At 74.3% G+C, this 19,217-nt stretch carries 15 protein-coding genes; 4 read left to right on the top strand and 11 right to left on the bottom strand.

Going from position 1 to position 19,217, the window contains the following annotated elements:
* Positions 1–11: 11 nt before the first annotated feature.
* A complete protein-coding gene (locus AB0L29_RS06645) occupies positions 12–506 on the top strand; it encodes a GNAT family N-acetyltransferase (protein ID WP_365824019.1) in 495 nt (164 codons plus the stop codon).
* Here the strand turns inward: AB0L29_RS06645 and AB0L29_RS06640 are convergent.
* Complete coding sequence (locus AB0L29_RS06640) at positions 501–1,685, bottom strand: MarP family serine protease (RefSeq protein WP_365824018.1); 1,185 nt, start codon at positions 1,683–1,685, stop codon at positions 501–503. The genes AB0L29_RS06645 and AB0L29_RS06640 overlap by 6 nt on opposite strands.
* Before the next feature lie 663 nt (positions 1,686–2,348).
* Here AB0L29_RS06640 and AB0L29_RS06635 point away from each other — a divergent pair.
* Positions 2,349–3,050 (top strand): peptidoglycan recognition protein, encoded by a 702-nt coding sequence (locus AB0L29_RS06635; protein WP_365824083.1) that lies wholly within the window; start codon positions 2,349–2,351, stop codon positions 3,048–3,050.
* 175 nt (positions 3,051–3,225) lie between these two features.
* Here AB0L29_RS06635 and AB0L29_RS06630 read toward each other — a convergent pair whose 3' ends face one another.
* From AB0L29_RS06630 to AB0L29_RS06590, 9 genes are all read right to left on the bottom strand, one after another.
* Positions 3,226–3,744 carry a DUF4240 domain-containing protein gene (locus AB0L29_RS06630; protein WP_365824081.1) on the bottom strand — a complete coding sequence of 173 codons (519 nt, stop codon included), beginning with the start codon at positions 3,742–3,744 and terminating at the stop codon, positions 3,226–3,228.
* 56 nt (positions 3,745–3,800) lie between these two features.
* A complete protein-coding gene (locus AB0L29_RS06625; RefSeq protein WP_365824016.1) occupies positions 3,801–4,775 on the bottom strand; it encodes a YafY family protein in 975 nt (324 codons plus the stop codon).
* A gap of 80 nt (positions 4,776–4,855) precedes the next feature.
* Positions 4,856–7,558 (bottom strand): pyruvate dehydrogenase (acetyl-transferring), homodimeric type, encoded by a 2,703-nt coding sequence (gene aceE, locus AB0L29_RS06620; RefSeq protein ID WP_365824014.1) that lies wholly within the window; start codon positions 7,556–7,558, stop codon positions 4,856–4,858.
* A 340-nt stretch (positions 7,559–7,898) separates the two neighbouring features.
* Positions 7,899–8,027: a hypothetical protein gene (locus tag AB0L29_RS06615; RefSeq protein ID WP_365824012.1), complete on the bottom strand. Its 129-nt coding sequence runs from the start codon at positions 8,025–8,027 to the stop codon at positions 7,899–7,901.
* Positions 8,028–8,167: 140 nt separating this feature from the next.
* Positions 8,168–8,806 carry a GntR family transcriptional regulator gene (locus AB0L29_RS06610; RefSeq protein ID WP_365824010.1) on the bottom strand — a complete coding sequence of 213 codons (639 nt, stop codon included), beginning with the start codon at positions 8,804–8,806 and terminating at the stop codon, positions 8,168–8,170.
* Between the two features lie 337 nt (positions 8,807–9,143).
* Entirely contained in the window at positions 9,144–11,024 is a 1,881-nt protein-coding gene (sucB, locus tag AB0L29_RS06605; RefSeq protein WP_365824008.1) for a 2-oxoglutarate dehydrogenase, E2 component, dihydrolipoamide succinyltransferase, read from the bottom strand.
* Between the two features lie 98 nt (positions 11,025–11,122).
* Entirely contained in the window at positions 11,123–12,511 is a 1,389-nt protein-coding gene (lpdA, locus tag AB0L29_RS06600) for a dihydrolipoyl dehydrogenase (RefSeq protein WP_365824006.1), read from the bottom strand.
* A gap of 237 nt (positions 12,512–12,748) precedes the next feature.
* Complete coding sequence (locus AB0L29_RS06595) at positions 12,749–14,287, bottom strand: leucyl aminopeptidase (RefSeq protein WP_365824004.1); 1,539 nt, start codon at positions 14,285–14,287, stop codon at positions 12,749–12,751.
* A gap of 822 nt (positions 14,288–15,109) precedes the next feature.
* On the bottom strand, positions 15,110–15,901 hold the full coding sequence (locus tag AB0L29_RS06590; protein WP_365824002.1) for an adenosylcobinamide-GDP ribazoletransferase: 792 nt from the start codon (positions 15,899–15,901) through the stop codon (positions 15,110–15,112).
* 60 nt (positions 15,902–15,961) lie between these two features.
* Between AB0L29_RS06590 and AB0L29_RS06585 the strand changes: the two genes are divergently transcribed.
* On the top strand, positions 15,962–16,726 hold the full coding sequence (locus tag AB0L29_RS06585) for a hypothetical protein (protein ID WP_365824000.1): 765 nt from the start codon (positions 15,962–15,964) through the stop codon (positions 16,724–16,726).
* Between the two features lie 18 nt (positions 16,727–16,744).
* Here the strand turns inward: AB0L29_RS06585 and cobT are convergent, their stop codons facing one another.
* Entirely contained in the window at positions 16,745–17,863 is a 1,119-nt protein-coding gene (cobT, locus tag AB0L29_RS06580; RefSeq protein ID WP_365823998.1) for a nicotinate-nucleotide--dimethylbenzimidazole phosphoribosyltransferase, read from the bottom strand.
* A gap of 176 nt (positions 17,864–18,039) precedes the next feature.
* On the opposite strand from cobT, the gene AB0L29_RS06575 reads away from it, so the two are divergent.
* Complete coding sequence (locus AB0L29_RS06575; protein ID WP_365823996.1) at positions 18,040–19,083, top strand: class I SAM-dependent methyltransferase; 1,044 nt, start codon at positions 18,040–18,042, stop codon at positions 19,081–19,083.
* Positions 19,084–19,217: the final 134 nt, after the last annotated feature.

Below are 19,217 nucleotides of genomic sequence, written 5' to 3'. Positions count from 1 at the left end.
GGGTGACCGGCATGCCCGACGCCATCCGCACCGCCCGCCCCGAGGACGAGGAGGCGCTGCGCCGCCTGGACCGGGCCACGTGGTCGCCGCTGCACGCCGTCACACCGCCGCCCGCGCCGGACGCCCCCTTCTTCCGGGAGCACGCCGGTCCCGCCGACCACCTGGTCGCCGAACTCGACGGCCGTGTCGTCGGCTACGTCCGCCTCGGCTTCCCCACCTCGCTCGCCTCGAACGCGCACGTCCGGCAGATCCACGGCCTGGCCGTCGCCGGGGAGGCCCGTGGCAGGGGCGTCGGACGGGCCCTGGTGCGCGCCGCCGTCGACCGGGCCCGCGCCCAGGGCTTCCGCCGCATCACCCTGCGCGTCCTGGGCCACAACGCCCCGGCGCGCAGGCTGTACGAGTCCGAGGGCTTCGTGGTCGAGGGCGTGCAGCCGGAGGAGTTCTGCCTGGACGGCACCTACGTCGACGACGTGCTGATGGGACGGTCCCTGCTCCAGCGGCTATGAGGAGGTCAGCTCCCCGGTGTCCACCGGGGCCGTCGCGTCCGCCGCGCGCTCGGCGTCAGGGGCGACCTCGGCCGCCGTCAGGACGTAGCCGGTCTCGGCGTCCGAGGTGGAGCGGGCGAAGACCACGCCGTACACCCGGCCGTCGGTGGTCAGCAGCGGGCCGCCGGAGTTGCCGGGGCGGACGGTGGAGCGGATGGAGTAGATCTCCCGGGTGACCGTCCCGTCGTTGTAGATGTTCTGGCCGGTCGCCCGTACGCGGCCGGCGACCGTGGCCGCCTGCAGGTCCAGGCCGCCGTCCTGCGGATAGCCCGCCACGACCGCCTTCTCGCCGCGCCCGGCATCGCCGTCGAAGCGCAGGACGGGCGCCCCGAGGCCGGGCACGTACAGCACGGCCACGTCCTTCTGCGGGTCGAACAGCACCACCCGGGCCTCGTACGGCCGCCCGACCCCGCCGACCCGCACGGTCGGCTCGTCGATGCCCGCCACCACGTGGGCGTTGGTCATCACGCGTTCGCGCGCGTACACGAAACCGCTGCCCTCGCGGCCCTGGGCGCCGGCGACGCCCTCGACCTTCACCGTGCTGAGCCTGGCGGCGTCGGTGGCGGCCGCCGTGACGCTGTCGCCGGAGGGCCGGGCGACCTCGGCGGTCGACTCGCTCTCGAACGGGTTGAAGACCTGGGGGAAGCCCGCCTGCGTCAGCGCGGACGTGGCCCGCGAGAACCAGGCCGGGGTGGTGTCCGGCATCGCCTCCTGCACCGCGCCGAGCAGCCGCGAGTCGCGTATGGCCGAGGTGACCAGCGGGGAGGAGGACGCGCCCAGGACGCTGGCGGCCACCCAGGCCACGATCAGCACGGCGGCCGAGTTGGCCACGGCCCCGCCGACGCCGTCGGCCACCCTCAGCGGCCCCCGGTCCAGCTCCCGCCGCAGCCGCAGCGCCAGCCGCCCCGCCAGTTCGTGGCCCACCACCGCCGGGAGCAGCACCGTGAACACCGCCGTCACCGTCGCCGCCGTGGTCCCCGGCTGCACCGAGTCCATCACCCACGGCAGGATCCACACGCCGACGGCCGCGCCGCCCACGAAACCGGCCAGCGAGACGCAGCCCGCCACCAGCCCGCGCCGGTAGCCGGACGCCGCATAGGCCAGGATGACCAGCAACAGCAGGATGTCGAGCAGGTCCACGCAAGCCGCCTTTCTCCTCGGACCCCTTGGTACGCGGGGGACGGGCCCGGTGATCAGCCACACGCGCGCGTGGCCGCCGGGAACCCGCCACGTGCGCGCGCACCCGGAAAAACGTCGCGGACCCGGACGATGGTTCCGTCGGGTGGCACGGCACACATCGCGGACGGGCCGGATCCGGCCGACAGTGGGACCATGCGTGTCTTCCGAAGACCGCGGGGACCGCGCGGGCGCCGCGCTCCCCGAATACCTGGCATACCCGGCACAACCGGCGGCATACGCGACGCCGACGGTGTACGTGAGGCCGACGGCGTACACGACGGCGCCGCGCGCGCCACCGCGGACCTGCCCGGCACCGCCGCCGGTCCCGGCGATCCGCATGCCGCCGGAGACCCGCATGCCGCCGGAGACCCGCATGCCGCCGGAGACCTGCAGGCCGCGGGCGATCCGGGCACCCCCGGCGATCCGCATGCCGCCGGAGACCCGCACGCCACGGGCGATCCGTACGCCGCGGGCGATCCGGGTATCCCCGGCGATCCGCACGCCGCCCGCGCCGCCCGCGGGCCCCGCGGGGTCCGCCGTGTGCCGGGCGTTCCCGAGGACGCGGCGGACGCCGCCCGGGCCCTGCTCGGCCGCCTGCCGGGGCTCGCGGCCGTCGTCGCCCTGATGCTGTGCGCGCACGGTGCCGAGCGGGCCGCCACGCCCTCCCGCCCGCCCGCGGCCCACCCGTCCACGGCCCGCCCGGCGGCGCCGTACACGGCCCCCAGACCGCGCGTCCTGCCGCGATCGGCGTGGCTGGGCGCCGCCGAGCGTCCCCAGCCGCCCCCGCGCTACGACGACGAGGTCGTCGCCGTCTTCGTGCACCACACCGACTCCCCCAACGGCTACGACTGCGCCGAAGCGCCCGGCCTCATCCGCGCCCTGTACACGGGCCAGACCGGCCCCCGCGACTGGGACGACATCGGCTACAACTTCCTCGTCGACCGCTGCGGCACCATCTACGAGGGCCGTGCGGGCGGCGTCGACCGCCCGGTCACCGGCGCCCACACCCAGGGCTTCAACCACCGCACCACCGGCATCGCCGCCCTGGGCACCTTCGCCGAGGGGGTGCCCGTGCCGTCCGCGATGACCCGTGCGATCGCCGCGCTGGCCGCCTGGAAGCTCGGCCTGAGCGGCACCGACCCGCGCGCGAGCGTCCGCCTGGTCTCCAGCAACGGCCGCAGCCGCTACGCCGCCGGCACCACGGCCACGCTGCCCGCCTTGGCGGGCCACGACGACGGCTACATGACCAGCTGCCCGGGCGCGGCCCTGCGGGCCCGCCTGCCGCAGATCAGGGAGCTGGCGGCCAGGCTGCAGGGCCGGACATGAGACCCGCGGGAACGGCACGCCCGGGCCGCGGGGTCCTCTCGTCCCCGCGCCCCGCGGCCCCCGGCGGAAGCCGACCGGAGGCGGGGACCATGAACGGCGGGCGTACCCTCCACCGGACCCAGCCGGACCCAGCCGGACCCAGCCGGACCGGACCGTCCGGGCCGTCCGGGCCGCGTCACGTCCGGAAACGCGCCCACAGCCGGGGGTAGCGCTCGGCGAGCAGCCCTTCGTCCTCGAGGTCCAGGGGAGTGCCCTCCGGTTCCGCGGGCGCGGGCGGGATGTCCAGATCGGGCGCGACCGTGCCGGTGAGCTGCTCGTACGCCTCGTCCGCCGCGTAGCCGAGCTCCTCGCCGTCGCCGTCCACCTCCTCGTCGAAGTCGTCCAGGAGGTCGGCCAGCGCGTCCGGGTCGTGCAGGGCGCCCTCGAAGACCTCGCGGCCCTGGCCGATCAGCCAGCACCGGAAGAAGTCGAAGGCGTCGTCGCTCGCCCCGTCGAGCAGCACCCAGGCGGCGCCCCACAGGTCCCAGCGGTAGGCGCGGTTGTAGCGGACCTCGAAGTGACGGGCGAAGTCCAGGACCGCCTCCGGGTCCAGCCGCGCGAGCCGCTCCACCAGCAGGTCGGCCTGCTCCTCGGGGTCGCCGTCGGCGGCTTCGCGGGTGGCGTCCACCAGCTCCCAGAACTCGGTCTCGTCCATCACGGGTCCAGCATCGTCCCTGCGGGGGTGGGGCGCACGTGGAGTGCGGCGGACCGTCAGGGGCGGTAGAGCGCCGCCAGCCGTCTCGCGTCCTCGGCGAAACGCGCCCGCAGCCCCTCGGGCGCCAGCACCTCCACCTCCGGCCCGAGCATGGCCAGCTGCGTGTGGGCGACCTCCTCGGACTCCACGGGGAGGGTCACGGTCACCCACCCGTCGGCATCCGGCGCGCCCGCGGCGGAGAGCGCCTCCCGGGCGGACAGCGGATCGACGGCGTACGGCAGCCGGCGCGCGCCCGCCCCGGACAGCCGCACCACGACCTCGGCCCGCAGCAGGGACCGCGCGAACTGCTCGGCCCGCTCCTCCCAGAAGGCGGGCAGGTCGAACTCCCGGTCGCGCTCGAAGCGCTCCTGGCCGGCGTCCACGGCCGTGAAACGGTCGATCCGGTACACCCGGAAGGAGGCGCGCCCCGCGACCCGCGCGCACAGGTACCAGACACCGGCCTTCAGCACGAGCCCGTACGGCTCCAGCTCGCGCACCACCTCGTCCTCCCCGCGCCGGTAGCGCGCGGTGATCCGCCGGTCGTCCCACACCGCGTCCGCGACGGCCGGCAGCAGCTCGGGCGTCTTCGGCTCCCGGAACCAGTTCGGTGCGTCCAGGTGGAACCGCTGCGCCGCCGTCCTGGAGGCGTCCCGCAGGGACGGCAGCAGCGCCGCCGACACCTTCAGCCGGGCCGCCGAGGCCGCGTCCTCCAGACCCATCTCGCGCAGCGCCCCCGGCACCCCGGACAGGAACAGCGCCTCGGCCTCGCCGCGGTGCAGGCCGGTCAGCCGCGTGCGGTAGCCGCCGATCAGCCGGTACCCGCCGGCCCGCCCCCGGTCCGCGTACACCGGCACGCCCGCCTCCGACAGCGCCTGCGCGTCCCGGGTCACCGTCCGCTCGGACACCTCCAGCTCGCGGGCGAGTTCGGCGGCGGTCATCGAGGGCCGGGACTGGAGCAGCAACACCATCTTGATCAGCCGGGCAGCGCGCATACGGCCATCATGCCGGGCACCGCCGACAGCGAAGGGGGGTACGGCCGCCGCCGTACTCCCCCTTCACCGGACGCGGGCCCTCACAGGCCGTACTTGTCGCGGGCCTCCTTCACGGCCGAAGCCTTGACCTCGCCGCGCCGGGCGAGCTGGGCCAGGGCCGCGACGACGATGGACTCGGCGTCCACGCCGAAGTGGCGGCGGGCCGCCTCACGGGTGTCCGACAGGCCGAAGCCGTCGGCGCCCAGCGAGGACCAGTCCTGCTCGACCCACTGCGCGATCTGGTCGGGGACCTGGCGCATGTAGTCGGAGACCGCCAGCACCGGGCCCTCGGCGCCCTGCAGCGCCTGGCGGACGTACGGCACCCGCTCCTCGCCGCGCAGCAGCGCCGCGTCGGCCTCCAGCGCGTCCCGGCGCAGCTCGCTCCAGGACGTCGCCGACCACACGTCGGCCGCCACGCCCCACTCGTCGGCGAGCATCCGCTGCGCCCGGAGCGCCCAGTGGATCGCCGTGCCGGAGCCGAGCAGCTGGATGCGCGGGGCGTTCGCGGGCGGGGTGATGCCCGCCGACTCCGCCGTGTTGAAGCGGTACAGGCCCTTGACGATGCCCTCGTCGATGCCCAGGCCCTGCGGCTTGGCGGGCTGCGGCAGCGGCTCGTTGTAGACGGTGAGGTAGTAGAAGACGTCCTGGTCCTCACCGGGCTTGGCCTCGCCGTACATCCGGCGCAGACCCTCGCGGACGATGACCGCGATCTCGTAGGCGAACGCCGGGTCGTACGTCAGCGCGGCCGGGTTGGTCGCGGCGATGACGGGGGAGTGGCCGTCGGCGTGCTGCAGGCCCTCACCGGTCAGCGTGGTGCGGCCGGCCGTGGCGCCGATCAGGAAGCCGCGGCCGAGCTGGTCGCCGAGCTGCCACATCTGGTCGGCCGTGCGCTGCCAGCCGAACATCGAGTAGAAGATGTAGAACGGGATCATCGGCTCGCCGTGCGTCGCGTACGACGTGGCGGCGGCGATGAAGTCGGCCATGGAACCGGCCTCGGTGATCCCCTCGTTGAGGATCTGGCCGTTGGTGGCCTCCTTGTAGTACATCAGCTGGTCGCGGTCGACCGGCTCGTACGTCTGGCCCTTGGGCGAGTAGATGCCGAGGGAGGGGAAGAGCGACTCCATGCCGAAGGTGCGCGCCTCGTCCGGGACGATCGGCACCCAGCGCCTGCCGGTCTCCTTGTCGCGGACCAGGTCCTTGACGAGACGGACGAACGCCATGGTCGTCGCCACGTTCTGCGAACCGGAGCCCTTGTCGAAGGAGGCGAAGGCCTTCTCGGCGGGCGCGGGCAGCGGGGCGACCGGGTGGACGCGGCGGGCCGGGGCCGGACCGCCGAGGGCGGCGCGGCGCTCCTGGAGGTAGCGGACCTCGGGGGAGTCGGCGCCCGGGTGGCCGTAGGGGACCACGCCGTCGACGAAGTCGCTGTCCTTGATCGGCAGGCCGAGGCGGTCGCGCATCGCCTTGAACTCGTCCACCGTCAGCTTCTTCATCTGGTGGTTGGCGTTCTTCGAGGCGAAGCCCTCGCCGAGCGTGTGGCCCTTGACCGTCTGCGCCAGGATCACGGTCGGCGCGCCCTTGTGCTCCAGGGCCGCCTTGTAGGCCGCGTACACCTTGCGCGGCTCGTGACCGCCGCGGGAGAAGTGGAAGCAGTCGAGGATCTTGTCGTCGCTCAGCAGCTTCGCCATCTCCACGAGCGCGGGGTCCTTGCCGAAGAAGTCCTCGCGGATGTAGGCGGCGTCGCGGGTCTGGTACGTCTGGATCTGCGCGTCCGGCACCTCGCGCAGCCGGCGCACCAGCGCGCCGGTGGTGTCGAGCCGGAACAGCTCGTCCCAGGCGGAGCCCCACAGCGTCTTGATCACGTTCCAGCCGGCGCCGCGGAACTGGGCCTCCAGCTCCTGCACGATCTTGAAGTTGGCGCGGACCGGGCCGTCCAGGCGCTGCAGGTTGCAGTTGACGACGAAGGTGAGGTTGTCCAGCTCCTCGCGGGCGGCGAGCGCGAGGGCCGCCGTCGACTCGGGCTCGTCCATCTCGCCGTCGCCGAGGAACGCCCACACGTGCGAGCCGGAGGTGTCCTTGATGCCGCGGTTGGTCAGGTAGCGGTTGAAGCGCGCCTGGTAGATGGCGGAGAGCGGGCCCAGACCCATGGAGACGGTCGGGAACTCCCACAGCCAGGGCAGCCGGCGCGGGTGCGGGTACGACGGCAGGCCGTTGCCGCCGGCCTCGCGGCGGAAGTTGTCGAGGTGCTGCTCGGTCAGCCGGCCGTCGAGGAAGGCGCGGGCGTAGATGCCGGGGGAGGCGTGGCCCTGGATGTAGAGCTGGTCGCCCGAGCCGTCGCCCTCCTTGCCGCGGAAGAAGTGGTTGAAGCCGGTCTCGTACAGCCATGCGGCGGAGGCGAAGGTGGCGATGTGGCCGCCGACGCCGTACTTGCTGCCGCGGGTCACCATCGCGGCCGCGTTCCAGCGGTTCCACGCGGTGATCCGGGCCTCCATCTCCTCGTCACCGGGCACGGCGGGCTCGGCGGCGGTGGGGATGGTGTTGACGTAGTCGGTCTCGAGGAGCTTCGGCAGCGGGATGCCGGCGCCCTCGGCGCGCTCCAGCGTGCGGCGCATCAGGTACGCGGCACGGTGCGGCCCGGCCGCCTCGGCGACGGCGTCCAGCGAGGCCCGCCACTCGGCGGTCTCCTCGGGGTCGCGGTCCGGGAGCTGGTCGAGCTCGCTCGGCTGGATGGCGTTGGGGTCGGTCATGTCGCCGCCTTCCTCAGTCGAAGGGGGTTCCCTCATCGGTAAGGGTTCGGGGGTGCCCTTGGTCTTTGGCAGGACAGGGCGTGGGGCTCCGGTGCGGTAGCACCGTGCGGCTCGCGCCGCGTGGCCCGTCGGCGACTGTAACTCCCTGATCGATGATCGATCAAAGGGTGAACGCCCAAAAAACACCTCGGACGAAAAATTGGCATCCGGTGCCGCATATCCGGGCACGCGGTGCCGCGTTTTCCCTGCTCACCTGAGTGTCGGGCGGCTACCTTGCGCGGGGGAGACTCATGCCGCCGAGGACTGAGGGGTGAGGACTGAGGGGTGACCGCGGCGGGGGTCAGGCGTGGGCGGCCGTCGCGCCTTTGGTGCCGAAGGTCTTCCAGAGCCGGGCGAGCAGGCGGAGCAGCGCCGCCTCGACGAGGGCGACCGCCACCTGGGTCAGGATCGTGGTGAGGATGTGCGGCATGACCGGACCGCCTTCCGTGCGGACGTGTGCGTACGTCTCCTTTGTGCGCGCCGGCGTCGTCCGGAAGGCGGCACGACGGTGACGTCGAGGTGAACTCTCCCGGACCCGCGGAGAGTGGAGGACCCGCGGAGGGCGGAGGATCAGGCGGACTCGTCGGCGGCGCGGGGAGCGCAGCCCAGGACGTGCTCCTTCACCAGGCGGCCGATGTCCGCGTCCCGCCGCCGGAACGCCTCGACGAGTTCCTCGTGCTCCTCGGCGTAGGACTGCTGGACCGTGCCCAGCCAGCGGATGGACAGGGTCGTGAAGACCTCGATGCCCAGGCCCTCCCAGGTGTGCAGCAGCACCGAGTTGCCGGCCGCCCGGACCAGCTCCCGGTGGAAGCCGACGGTGTGCCGCACCTGGGCCGTGCCGTCCGCCTTGCGGTCGGCCTCGTACAGGGCGGCCACGTGCGGCTCCAGCGCCGAGCAGTCCCGCGCCAGCCGGTCCGCCGCCAGCTCCGCCGCGATGGCCTCCAGACCGGCCCGGACGGGGTAGCTCTCCTCCAGGTCGGCCGCGGTCAGGTTCCGCACCCGCACGCCCTTGTTCGGCGCCGACTCGATCAGCCGCAGCGACTCCAGCTCGCGCAGCGCCTCCCGCACCGGCGTCTGGCTGACCTCCAGCTCGGTGGCGATCCGCCGCTCCACGATCCGCTCGCCCGGCTTCCAGCGCCCGCTGATGATCCCTTCCAGGATGTGCTCGCGGATCTGTTCGCGCAGCGAGTGGACGACGGGCGCGGTCATGGGAGCTCCTTAGGGAGGGGCCCACCGGCCCCCTGAGGGCGTTTGACGCTTAGACAATAAGGCCGTGGCGCTCCGCTGAAGAGGCGCACGGGGGCGCTTTCACGCAGGTGAGACGAGGCTTACACGCGGTCACGCCGCGCCGGCGCGGGCGCGTGGAGCCGCGGGCCGGGGCGCCGCGGTCCGTCCGGCGGCCGACGGCCGGCCGTGCCCACGCCGCAAAGCGGCACGACGGCACGGCCCCGCGTCCCTCCCCGGGGCGCGCCCGCCGCCCGCACGTGCCGGTGCCCCGCCCGGAAGGTCCGGACGGGGCACCGTACAGCCGTACCTGCGACAGGCGTTACAGCCCGAGCTCGACCTCGAACTCGCCCGCCTCCAGGATCGCCTTGACCGCCGTCAGGTAGCGGGCCGCGTCGGCGCCGTCCACCAGGCGGTGGTCGTAGGACAGGGTCAGGTACGTCATGTCGCGGACGCCGATGACCGTGCCCTCCTCCGTCTCGATGACGGCCGGGCGCTTGACGGTGGCGCCGATGCCGAGGATCGCGACCTGGCCCGGCGGCACGATGATCGTGTCGAAGAGCGCGCCGCGCGACCCGGTGTTGCTGATGGTGAAGGTCGCGCCGGACAGCTCGTCCGGGGTGATCTTGTTGCCGCGGACCTTGCCCGCGAGCTCCGCCGTGGCCTTGGCGATGCCGGCGATGTTGAGGTCGCCGGCGTTCTTGATGACCGGGGTCATCAGGCCCTTCTCGGAGTCCACCGCGATACCGATGTTCTCGGTGTCGAAGTAGGTGATGGTCCCCTCGGCCTCGTTGATCTTCGCGTTGATGACCGGGTGGGCCTTCAGCGCCTGCGCGGCGGCCTTGACGAAGAACGGCATCGGGGAGAGCTTGACGCCCTCGCGGGCCGCGAACGCGTCCTTGGCCCGGGCGCGCAGCTTCATCAGGCGGGTCACGTCGACCTCGACGACCGAGGACAGCTGGGCCTGCTCGTGCAGGGCCTTGACCATGTTGTCGCCGATGACCTTGCGGATGCGCGGCATCTTGACGGTCTGGCCGCGCAGCGGGGAGGCCTCCAGGACCGGGGCCTTCCTGGCGGCGGCCTGGCCCCCGGCCGGCACGGCCGCGGCCGGGGCGGCGGTGGCGGCCTTCGCGGCCTCGGCGGCGGTCAGGACGTCCTGCTTGCGGATCCGGCCGCCGACGCCGGTGCCCTTGACGGCGGACAGGTCGACGCCGTTCTCGGCGGCGAGCTTGCGCACCAGCGGGGTGACGTAGGCGCCGTCGTCGGCCGGCTTGGCGGCGGCCGGGGCGGCCTGCTGCGGGGCCGGGGCGGCGGCGGGCGCCGGGGCGGGCGCCGGAGCCGGGGCGGCCTGCTGCGGGGCGGGAGCGCTGGGCGCCTGCGGAGCCGGAGCCGGGGCCGGAGCGGCCGGGGAAGGGGCCGGGGCGGCCTGCTGCTGCGGAGCCGGGGCGGCCTGCTGCGGAGCCGGGGCGGGCTCGGGCTGGGCCGGAGCCTCGGGCTGAGCCGGGGCCTCGGGCTGGGCCGGGGCGGACGCCGGGGCGGCACCGGGGGCGCCGATGACGGCGAGCTTGGCACCGACCTCGGCGGTCTCGTCCTCGCCGACCACGATCTCCAGGAGCACGCCGGAGGCCGGGGCGGGGATCTCGGTGTCGACCTTGTCGGTGGAGACCTCCAGCAGCGGCTCGTCGGCCTCGACGCTGTCGCCGACCGACTTCAGCCAGCGGGTGACGGTGCCCTCGGTGACGGACTCGCCGAGCGCGGGCAGGACCACGTCCGTGCCCTCGGCGGAGCCGCCGCCGGAGGCGGCCTCGGCGGTCGGCGCCGGGGCGGGGGCGGCCTGCTCGGTGGACGGCTGGGCCTGCGGAGCCGGCTCGGGCGCCGGCGGGGCGACCTGCTCGGCGGCGGGGGCCTGCTCGGCGGCCGGGGCCTGCTCGGCCGCGGGGGCCTGCTCGGCCGCGGGGGCGCCGCTGCCGTCGTCGATCACGGCCAGCTCGGCGCCCACCTCGACCGTCTCGTCCTCGGCGACCTTGATGGAGGCCAGCACGCCGGAGGCCGGGGCGGGGATCTCGGTGTCGACCTTGTCGGTGGAGACCTCGAGCAGCGGCTCGTCGGCCTCGACGCGCTCGCCCTCGGCCTTCAGCCAGCGGGTGACAGTGCCCTCGGTGACGCTCTCGCCGAGCGCCGGAAGGGTTACGGAAACCGCCATGGTTTCGGTTGCTCCTAACGGATGGGTCTCCCCCGGTTCGAGCGGAGTCGAGAACCAGGGGAAGCGGAAGTCTGTGTCGTCGCGTTCGTGACCGAGGGTCAGTCGTGCGCGTGGAGGGGCTTGCCGGCCAGGGCCAGGTGGGCCTCGCCGAGCGCCTCGTTCTGCGTCGGGTGGGCGTGGATGAGCTGGGCCACCTCGGCAGGCAGCGCTTCCCAGTTGTAGATCAGCTGGGCCTCGCCGACCTGCTCGCCGATGCGGTCGCCGACCATGTGCACGCCGACCACGGCACCGTCCTTGACCTGGACGAGCTTGATCTCGCCCGCGGTCTTGAGGATCTTGCTCCTGCCGTTGCCCGCCAGGTTGTACTTCAGAGCGACGACCTTGTCCGCGCCGTAGATCTCCTTGGCCTTGGCCTCGGTGAGACCGACGGAGGCGACCTCCGGGTGGCTGTAGGTGACCCGCGGGACACCGTCGTAGTCGATCGGGACGACCTTCAGCCCGGCCAGCCGCTCCGCCACCAGGATGCCCTCGGCGAAGCCGACGTGCGCGAGCTGGAGCGTCGGCACCAGGTCACCGACGGCGGAGATGGTCGGGACGTTCGTCCGCATGTACTCGTCGACGAGGACGTAGCCGCGGTCCATGGCGACCCCGGCCTCCTCGTAGCCCAGGCCCTGCGAGACCGGGCCGCGGCCGACGGCGACGAGGAGGAGCTCGGCCTCGAACTCCTTGCCGTCGGCGAGGGTGACCTTGACACCGTCCTGGGTGTACTCGGCCTTCTGGAAGAAGGTGCCCAGGTTGAACTTGATGCCGCGCTTGCGGAAGGCGCGCTCCAGCAGCTTCGAGGAGTTCTCGTCCTCGGCCGGGACGAGGTGCTTCAGGCCCTCGATGATCGTGACGTCGGTGCCGAAGGACTTCCACGCGGAGGCGAACTCGGAGCCGATGACACCGCCGCCGAGGATGATCGCGGACTTGGGCACGCGGTCCAGGACGAGGGCGTGGTCCGAGGAGATGATCCGGTTGCCGTCGATCTCCAGGCCCGGCAGCGACTTCGGCACGGAGCCGGTCGCGAGCAGGATGTGGCGGCCCTGGACGCGCTGGCCGTTGACGTCCACCGAGGTCGCCGAGGACAGCCGGCCCTCGCCCTCGATGTAGGTCACCTTGCGGGAGGCGATCAGACCCTGCAGGCCCTTGTACAGGCCCGCGACCACGTCGTCCTTGTACTTGTGGACGGCGGGCATGTCGATGCCCTCGAAGCTGGCCTTGACGCCGAACTGCTCGCTCTCGCGGGCCTGGTCGGCGATCTCGCCCGCGTGCAGCAGGGCCTTGGTGGGGATGCAACCCCGGTGCAGGCAGGTGCCGCCGACCTTGTCCTTCTCGATCAGGGCGACGTCCAGGCCCAGCTGCGCCCCGCGCAGGGCCGCGGCGTACCCACCGCTGCCACCGCCGAGGATCACTAGGTCGAAAACGGTGCTGGCGTCGTTCGCCACGTCACGTCCTCCATGCATGTGCGCCACGCCGGTCTCCAGTGACCGGTCGGCGGCTGGTGTCCGGCCGCTCTTTGCTTTCGGCCCTTCGGTGGGGGCCCTGTCCTGCCGAGCCCCATCTTCGCACTTGTCGGCACCGGGGGAGACGCGGGGCCGGTGTGTGAGACGTCCCACGTTCGGCGCCCGACGGTGAGGGGCCCCGCCCTGCCCGCACGCGGGGCCCTCCCACCACGGCCGGCCTCAGCCCAGGTCGCCGGCGGCCGTCAGCTCGGCCAGCCGCACCAGCGTCCGCACCGCCGTGCCCGTACCGCCCTTGGGGGTGTATCCGAACGGTCCGCCCTCGTTGAAGGCCGGCCCGGCGATGTCCAGGTGCGCCCAGGTGATCCCCTCGCCGACGAACTCGCGCAGGAACAGCCCGGCGACCAGTCCGCCGCCCATGCGCTCGCCCATGTTCGCGATGTCGGCCGTGGGCGAGTCCATCCCCTTGCGCAGGTGCTCCGGCAGCGGCATCGGCCAGGCCGGCTCCCCGACCTCCTCGGCGGCCTCGTGCACCGCCGTGCGGAAGGCGTCGTCGTTGCCCATGATCCCGAACGTCCGGCTGCCCAGCGCCAGCACCATCGCGCCGGTCAGCGTCGCGACGTCCACGATCGCGTCCGGCTTCTCCTCGGAGGCGGCCCACAGGGCGTCGGCCAGCACCAGGCGGCCCTCGGCGTCGGTGTTGAGGACCTCCACCGTCTTGCCGCTGTACATGCGCAGCACGTCACCGGGGCGGACGGCGGAGCCCGACGGCATGTTCTCGGCCAGCGCGAGCCAGCCGGTGACGTTGACCTCCAGGCCGAGACGGGCGGCGGCGACCACCGCGGCGAACACGGCGGCGGCACCGCTCATGTCGCACTTCATCGTCTCGTTGTGCCCGGCCGGCTTCAGCGAGATGCCGCCCGAGTCGTAGGTGATGCCCTTGCCGACGAAGGCCAGGTGCTTCTTCGCCTTGGAGTGCGTGTACGACAGCTTCACCAGGCGCGGGGCCGAGGCGGAGCCGGAGCCGACGCCGAGGATGCCGCCGTAGCCGCCCTTGGTGAGCGCCTTCTCGTCGAGCACCTGCACCTTGATGCCGTGCTCCTTGGCGGCGGCCTGCGCGATCGCGGCGAACGCCTGCGGGTCGAGGTCGTTGGGCGGGGTGTTGACCAGGTCGCGGGCGCGGTTGAGTTCCTCGGCGACGGCGGTGGCCCGCTCGATCGCCGCCTTGTACGCCTTGTCCCGGGGCTTGCCGCCGAGCAGCACGGCCTCGGCGAGGGGCGCCTTGCCGTTCTTCGCCTTCGGGTCCTTGCCGCCGTTCTTGTAGGCGTCGAAGGAGTAGGCGCCGAGCAGCACGCCCTCACCGATCGCGCCGGCGTCGGCGGCGTCCGCCACCGGCAGGGCGAAGGCGGCCTTCTTCGTCCCGGCGAGGGCGCGGGCGGCCGTACCGGCGGCCTTGCGCAGCGCCTCGCCGTCGTACGCGGTGTCCTTCTCGGGCTGCGCGCCCAGGCCGACCGCCACCACGAGCGGGGCCTTGAAGCCGGACGGCGCCGGCAGCTTCGTCACCTCGCCCTCGGCACCGGAGGCGCCGAGGGTCTCCAGGACGCCGGCCAGCCTGCCGTCGTACGCCTTGTCCACGGCCTCGGCGCCCGGCGCGACGACCGGGCCCCCGGACTTGGGGCCGGAGCCCTTGGCGACACCGATCACGATCGCGTCGGCCCGCAGGCCGGGCGCCGCGGCGGTGCTGAGAGTGAGAGCAGTCACGGTGGTGAAATCTCGCTTCCGATTGTGTGGTTGCTGTGGTCGGACGGTGTGGGCGACCGGGCCCGACAGCCGACCCTAGGGCCTCTCGTTCGGATCGTGCCGGGCTCGCGGGGTCCGGCACCGCGCCTCGCCGCGTCGGCGTCGGTCGCCAGGGCTTTGCCATGGCGCCCTCCTCCGCCTTGCGACGCACGGCACCGGCCCCGCTCCCCGATCCGGCCCGATCCGAACGAAGGACCCCGGACCCGGGCGCGTCCGGTCCGAGGGCGTGGTCCCGGTGGGGTCTTCCCGGTGCGGCGACCACCCGGGACGAGCCTACGCGCGTATGAGCGTTCGCTCACTCCTGCGAGCGCATACCCGGCGGCGGCGTCGTGACCCCTTCCCGATCCTCGCACCCGGTGAGGTGGGTCACAGCCGCCGGGTTCCGGTGAGCGCCCCGCTCACCGCTTCGCGCGGCCTCCCGGTCGGTCGCGGCGGGGGGCGCGGCCGGTCCGGGAGACCGCCTCCCGGACGGGGCCGCCTCCCGGACAACGGACTGCCTCCCGGACGAACGGGACCGCCTCCGGGCGGACGGGGCGTCCTGCGCCGGGCGGGAGGGGAACGCTTCGGTCACCGCGCGCCGGCCCCTCCCGGCCGGAGGGCTCCGGTCCCGGCGCCTCGCCGTTTCCGTGAACCGGTCGCGGTACGGCGTCTCCGGCGGCTCATCGGCGGCTCATGGGTGTCTCCCGTGGCTCATGAAGCCCCCTCGTTCCCGGACCGAGGGACGAGTCGCGGGCGGGCGGGGGCCGTGGGCGGAGGCTTCCCGGCAACGCACGCCGGCCCGGACTACGGCAGGCAGCACAAGACCAGCACCGCCGTGGCCGCGGTCTCCGCGAGCCCGCCGAACACGTCACCGGTGACCCCGCCGAAGCGGCGGGTGCAGTGGCGCAGCAGGAGTTCGGCGGCGGCCAGGGCGACGAGCACCGCGAGCACCGTACGGACGGCGTCGCGCGCCCCGAGCAGCGCGCCCCCGGCCGCGGCCGCCACGACGACGGCGACCGCGGCGGCCAGCGCGCCGCGCACCGGCACCACGCCCGCGACCGCCGCGCCCAGCCCCTCCGGCCGGGCGGCCGGCACCCCGGTGCGCGCGGCCAGGGTGAGCGCCAGCCGGGCCGTCGTCGCCGCGGCGACGGCCGCGAGCGCCCCCCGCGCCCAGGAGCCGCCGTACGCCTGCGCGAGCGCGGCGACCTGCGCGAGCAGCACGAGGACGAGGGTGAGCACGCCGAACGGCCCGATGTCCGACTGTTTCATGATCCGCAGCGCGTCCTCGGCGGGCTTCGCGCTGCCGAGCCCGTCGGCGGTGTCCGCGAGGCCGTCGAGGTGCAGACCCCGGGTGAGGACGGCGGGGACGGCGGCGGTGGCGACGGCGGCGAGCAGCGGGCCGGCTCCGAGGAACAGCAGCACCAGCCCGGCCGCCGCGGCGGCGGCGCCCACCGCCAGTCCGGCCAGCGGGGCGCAGAGCATGCCGCCGCGCGCGGCGGTCCGGTCCCAGCGGGTCACCCGGACCGGGAGCACGGTGAGGGTGCCGAAGGCGAAACGGAGACCGTCGAGGGGCGAGGCCGGCGAAGGTGGAACCACCGGCGCAGGTTACCCGGAGGTCACGAGAGCGCCCGCAGCCCCTCCGGATAAAGTGCACATATGGGAGATTGGTGGCAGCGGAACATCATCGAGCCGGGCAAGCTCCCGCTGCTCCTCGCCCTCGCCGCGTTCGTCCTGACCTTCCTGGTCACCCGCCTCGTCACCCGGCTCATCCGGGCGGGCAAGGGGCCCTTCGGCAACGTCGAGTCGGGCGGTGTGCACATCCACCACGTCGTGCCCGGCATCGTCCTCACGGTCGTCGGCGGCTTCGGCGCGGTGGCCAGCTCCAGCCACGGGTTCGGCGCGGGGGCGAGCGCGGTCCTGTTCGGCACGGGCACCGGCCTCGTCCTGGACGAGTTCGCGCTGATCCTGCACCTGGACGACGTGTACTGGAGCGAGGCCGGCCGCCAGAGCGTCGAGGTCGTCGTGCTCACCGCCGCCCTCGTCGGCCTGCTCCTGATCGGCTTCTCGCCCTTCGGCGTCGACGACCTCACCCAGGACGAGGAGCAGAGCCGCGCCGGGGTCATCGGGAACACCCTGGTGAACTTCCTCCTCTCGCTCATCGCCCTGAGCAAGGGCAAGACCCGCGTCGCGATCTTCGGCGTGATCGTCCCCGTCGTCGGGCTGATCGGCGCCCTGCGCCTGGCCCGCCCCGGCTCGCCCTGGGCCAGGCGCTTCTACCGCCGCCGCCACCGCGCCCGGGCCCGGGCGACCCTGCGCGCCTACCGGCACGACCGCCGCTGGTCCGGCCCCCGGCGCGCCTTCCAGGACTGGATCGGCGGCAAGCCCGACCCGGAACGCGCCCGCTCCCTCGAACACCGCTGACCGGCCCTTTCGGGCGGGTCAGCCCCTCCCGGCGCTCCCGGCTTCCTGCGCCTCCTGCGCCTCCTGCGCCTCCTGTGACTCCTCGGCTTCCTCGGGCTTCTCGGGCAGTTCCGCCGCCAGTGCCGCCGCGGCCTGCACCAGGGGAAGCGCCAGCAGGCCGCCGGTGCCCTCGCCCACGGTCACGCCCTGGGTGAGCAGCGGCTCCAGCGCCATCCGGTCCAGCGCCTTGGCCTGCCCCGGCTCACCGCTGTCGTGCGCGGCCAGCCACCAGTCCGGCGCCCGGAACGCGATCCGCTGCCCCACCAGCGCGCACGCGGCCGTGACGACCCCGTCCAGCACGACCGGCATCTTCCGCACCGCGCTCTGCAGCAGGAAGCCCGTCATCGCCGTGAGGTCGGCCCCGCCCACCGTCGCCAGCAACCGCAACTGGTCCCCGAGCACGGGCCGGGCCCGCCGCAGCGCGTCCCGGATCGCGGCGCACTTGCGCATCCACGCCAGGTCGTCGATCGCCAGCCCGCCCCGCCCGGTGACGACGGACGCGTCCGTCCCGCACAGCGCCGCGACCAGCACGCCCGCCGCCGTGGTCCCGCCGACGCTCACATCGCCGAGCACCACCAGATCGGTACCGGAGTCGGCCTCCTCGTCGGCCACCGCGACCCCGGCCCGGAAGGCCGCCTCGGCCTCCTCGAGGGTCAGCGCGTCCTCCACGTCGATGCGCCCGCTGCCGCGCCGCACCCGGTGCCGTACGACGTCCTCCGGAAGCGTGGCCGGATCGCAGTCCAGCGCCATGTCGACCACCCGCACCGGCACGCCCAGCCGCCGGGCCAGCACCGACACGGGACGGCCGCCCTCCAGGACCTCCCGCACCAACTCCCCGGCGCCGCCCGCCGGCCGTGCCGAGACGCCCAGCTCGGCGATCGCGTGGTCACCGGCGAACAGCACCACCCGCGGCCGCTCGACCGGCCGCACCGGCACGGCGGACTGCGCCGCGGCCAGCCACTCACCCAGGTCGTCGAGGCGGCCCAGCGATCCGGGCGGCACGATCTGGCGCTCCCGGCGCGCCTCGGCGTCGCGGCGCACCCCGCCGTCCGGACGCTCGATCAGATCGGTGAAGTCGTCGAGATTAAGCGAGCTCATTCGCCGAACAGTACCGGCACCGGCCGACGGGGACGCAGGTCCGTCGCCGCCCGTCCGGCGCATCCGCCCCGGTCCGCGGCCACCACGCCGTCCCGCCCTCCTTGCGCCGGAGACGGCCATCCTCTACGTACCGTTTTGGCGCGGATTGCCGTACATCCTCTGCCTGGGAGCCGCCCATGCCCGCACCGTCCGTCCCCGGCCCCGCCCCGCAGGCGACCACCCGCGTCCACGAGCCGCACCGCGCGGACTGCCCCTGGTGCGGCTCGGCACGGCTGCGCACCCGGCTGCGCAGCGGCGACCTGCGGCGCCACAAACCGGGCCTGTTCACCGTCGACGCCTGCCGGGACTGCGGCCACACCTTCCAAAACCCCCGCCTGACGGCCGAGGGCCTGTCCCTGTACCGCCGCACCGCCCGCGGCGAACCCCTCGACCACGCCACCGAACACGTCCTCGCCCTGCGCGGCAGCCGGCGCCGCCGGCGCTCCGCGGCCCGCGCGATGCTGCGGTTCGGGGAGCCGGAGAGCTGGCTGGACGTGGGCACGGGCCACGGCCGCTTCCCGGCGACGGCCCGGGAGGTCTTCCCGTACACCTCCTTCGACGGCCTGGACCCCACCCTGCGCGTGGAACGGGCCCGCACCGCCGGCCGCGTCGAGGAGGCGTACGTCGGCCGGCTGGCGGATCCCCGCATCACGGCCCGGCTGCGCGCCCGTTACGACGTGGTCAGCATGTTCCACCACCTGGAACGCAGCACGGACCCGCGCGCGGAACTGGCCGCCGCCCTCGACGTGCTGCGCCCCGGCGGCCACCTCCTCATCGAGGCCCTGGACCCCGGGAGCGCGTTCGCCGCGCTGCTGCGCCGGTGGTGGCTGCCCTACGACCAGCCCCGCCACCTGCACCTGATGCCGATGCGCAACCTCCGTGCCGAACTGCGCGAGCGGGGCTGCGCGATCGTCACCGCCGAGCACCGCGCCGCCCACGTCCCCCAGGACCTGGCCGGCGCGACCGCCCTGGCCCTCTCGCACGCCCTGCCCGCCCCGGACACGCCGTGGCGCGCCGTTCCGCCCACCCCGCTCCAACAGCACCTGCGCACGGTCCTGTTGTACGCGGGCGGCCCCCTGGTGGCGGTGGCGGCGGCGACGGACGCCGCCCTCGCGCCCCTGGCGCGCCGCACCCGGCTCGCGAACACCTACCGGATCATCGCCCGCAAGCCGCCGGCCTAGGGCCTGCCGTCGAACTCCCGCCCGCCCCGCCACGCCCTGCACGCGCTCTCGCCGCACCGGGCACGGACCCGGGTACATCCAGCACGAGGGCCCGCGCCCGGCACGCCGGGAGCACGCACCCGACGCCGCGGGGA

This window comes from Streptomyces sp. NPDC052701, assembly GCF_040678355.1.
Classification (GTDB): Bacteria; Actinomycetota; Actinomycetes; order Streptomycetales; family Streptomycetaceae; genus Streptomyces.
This window is presented reverse-complemented; position numbering and strand designations above follow the sequence as displayed.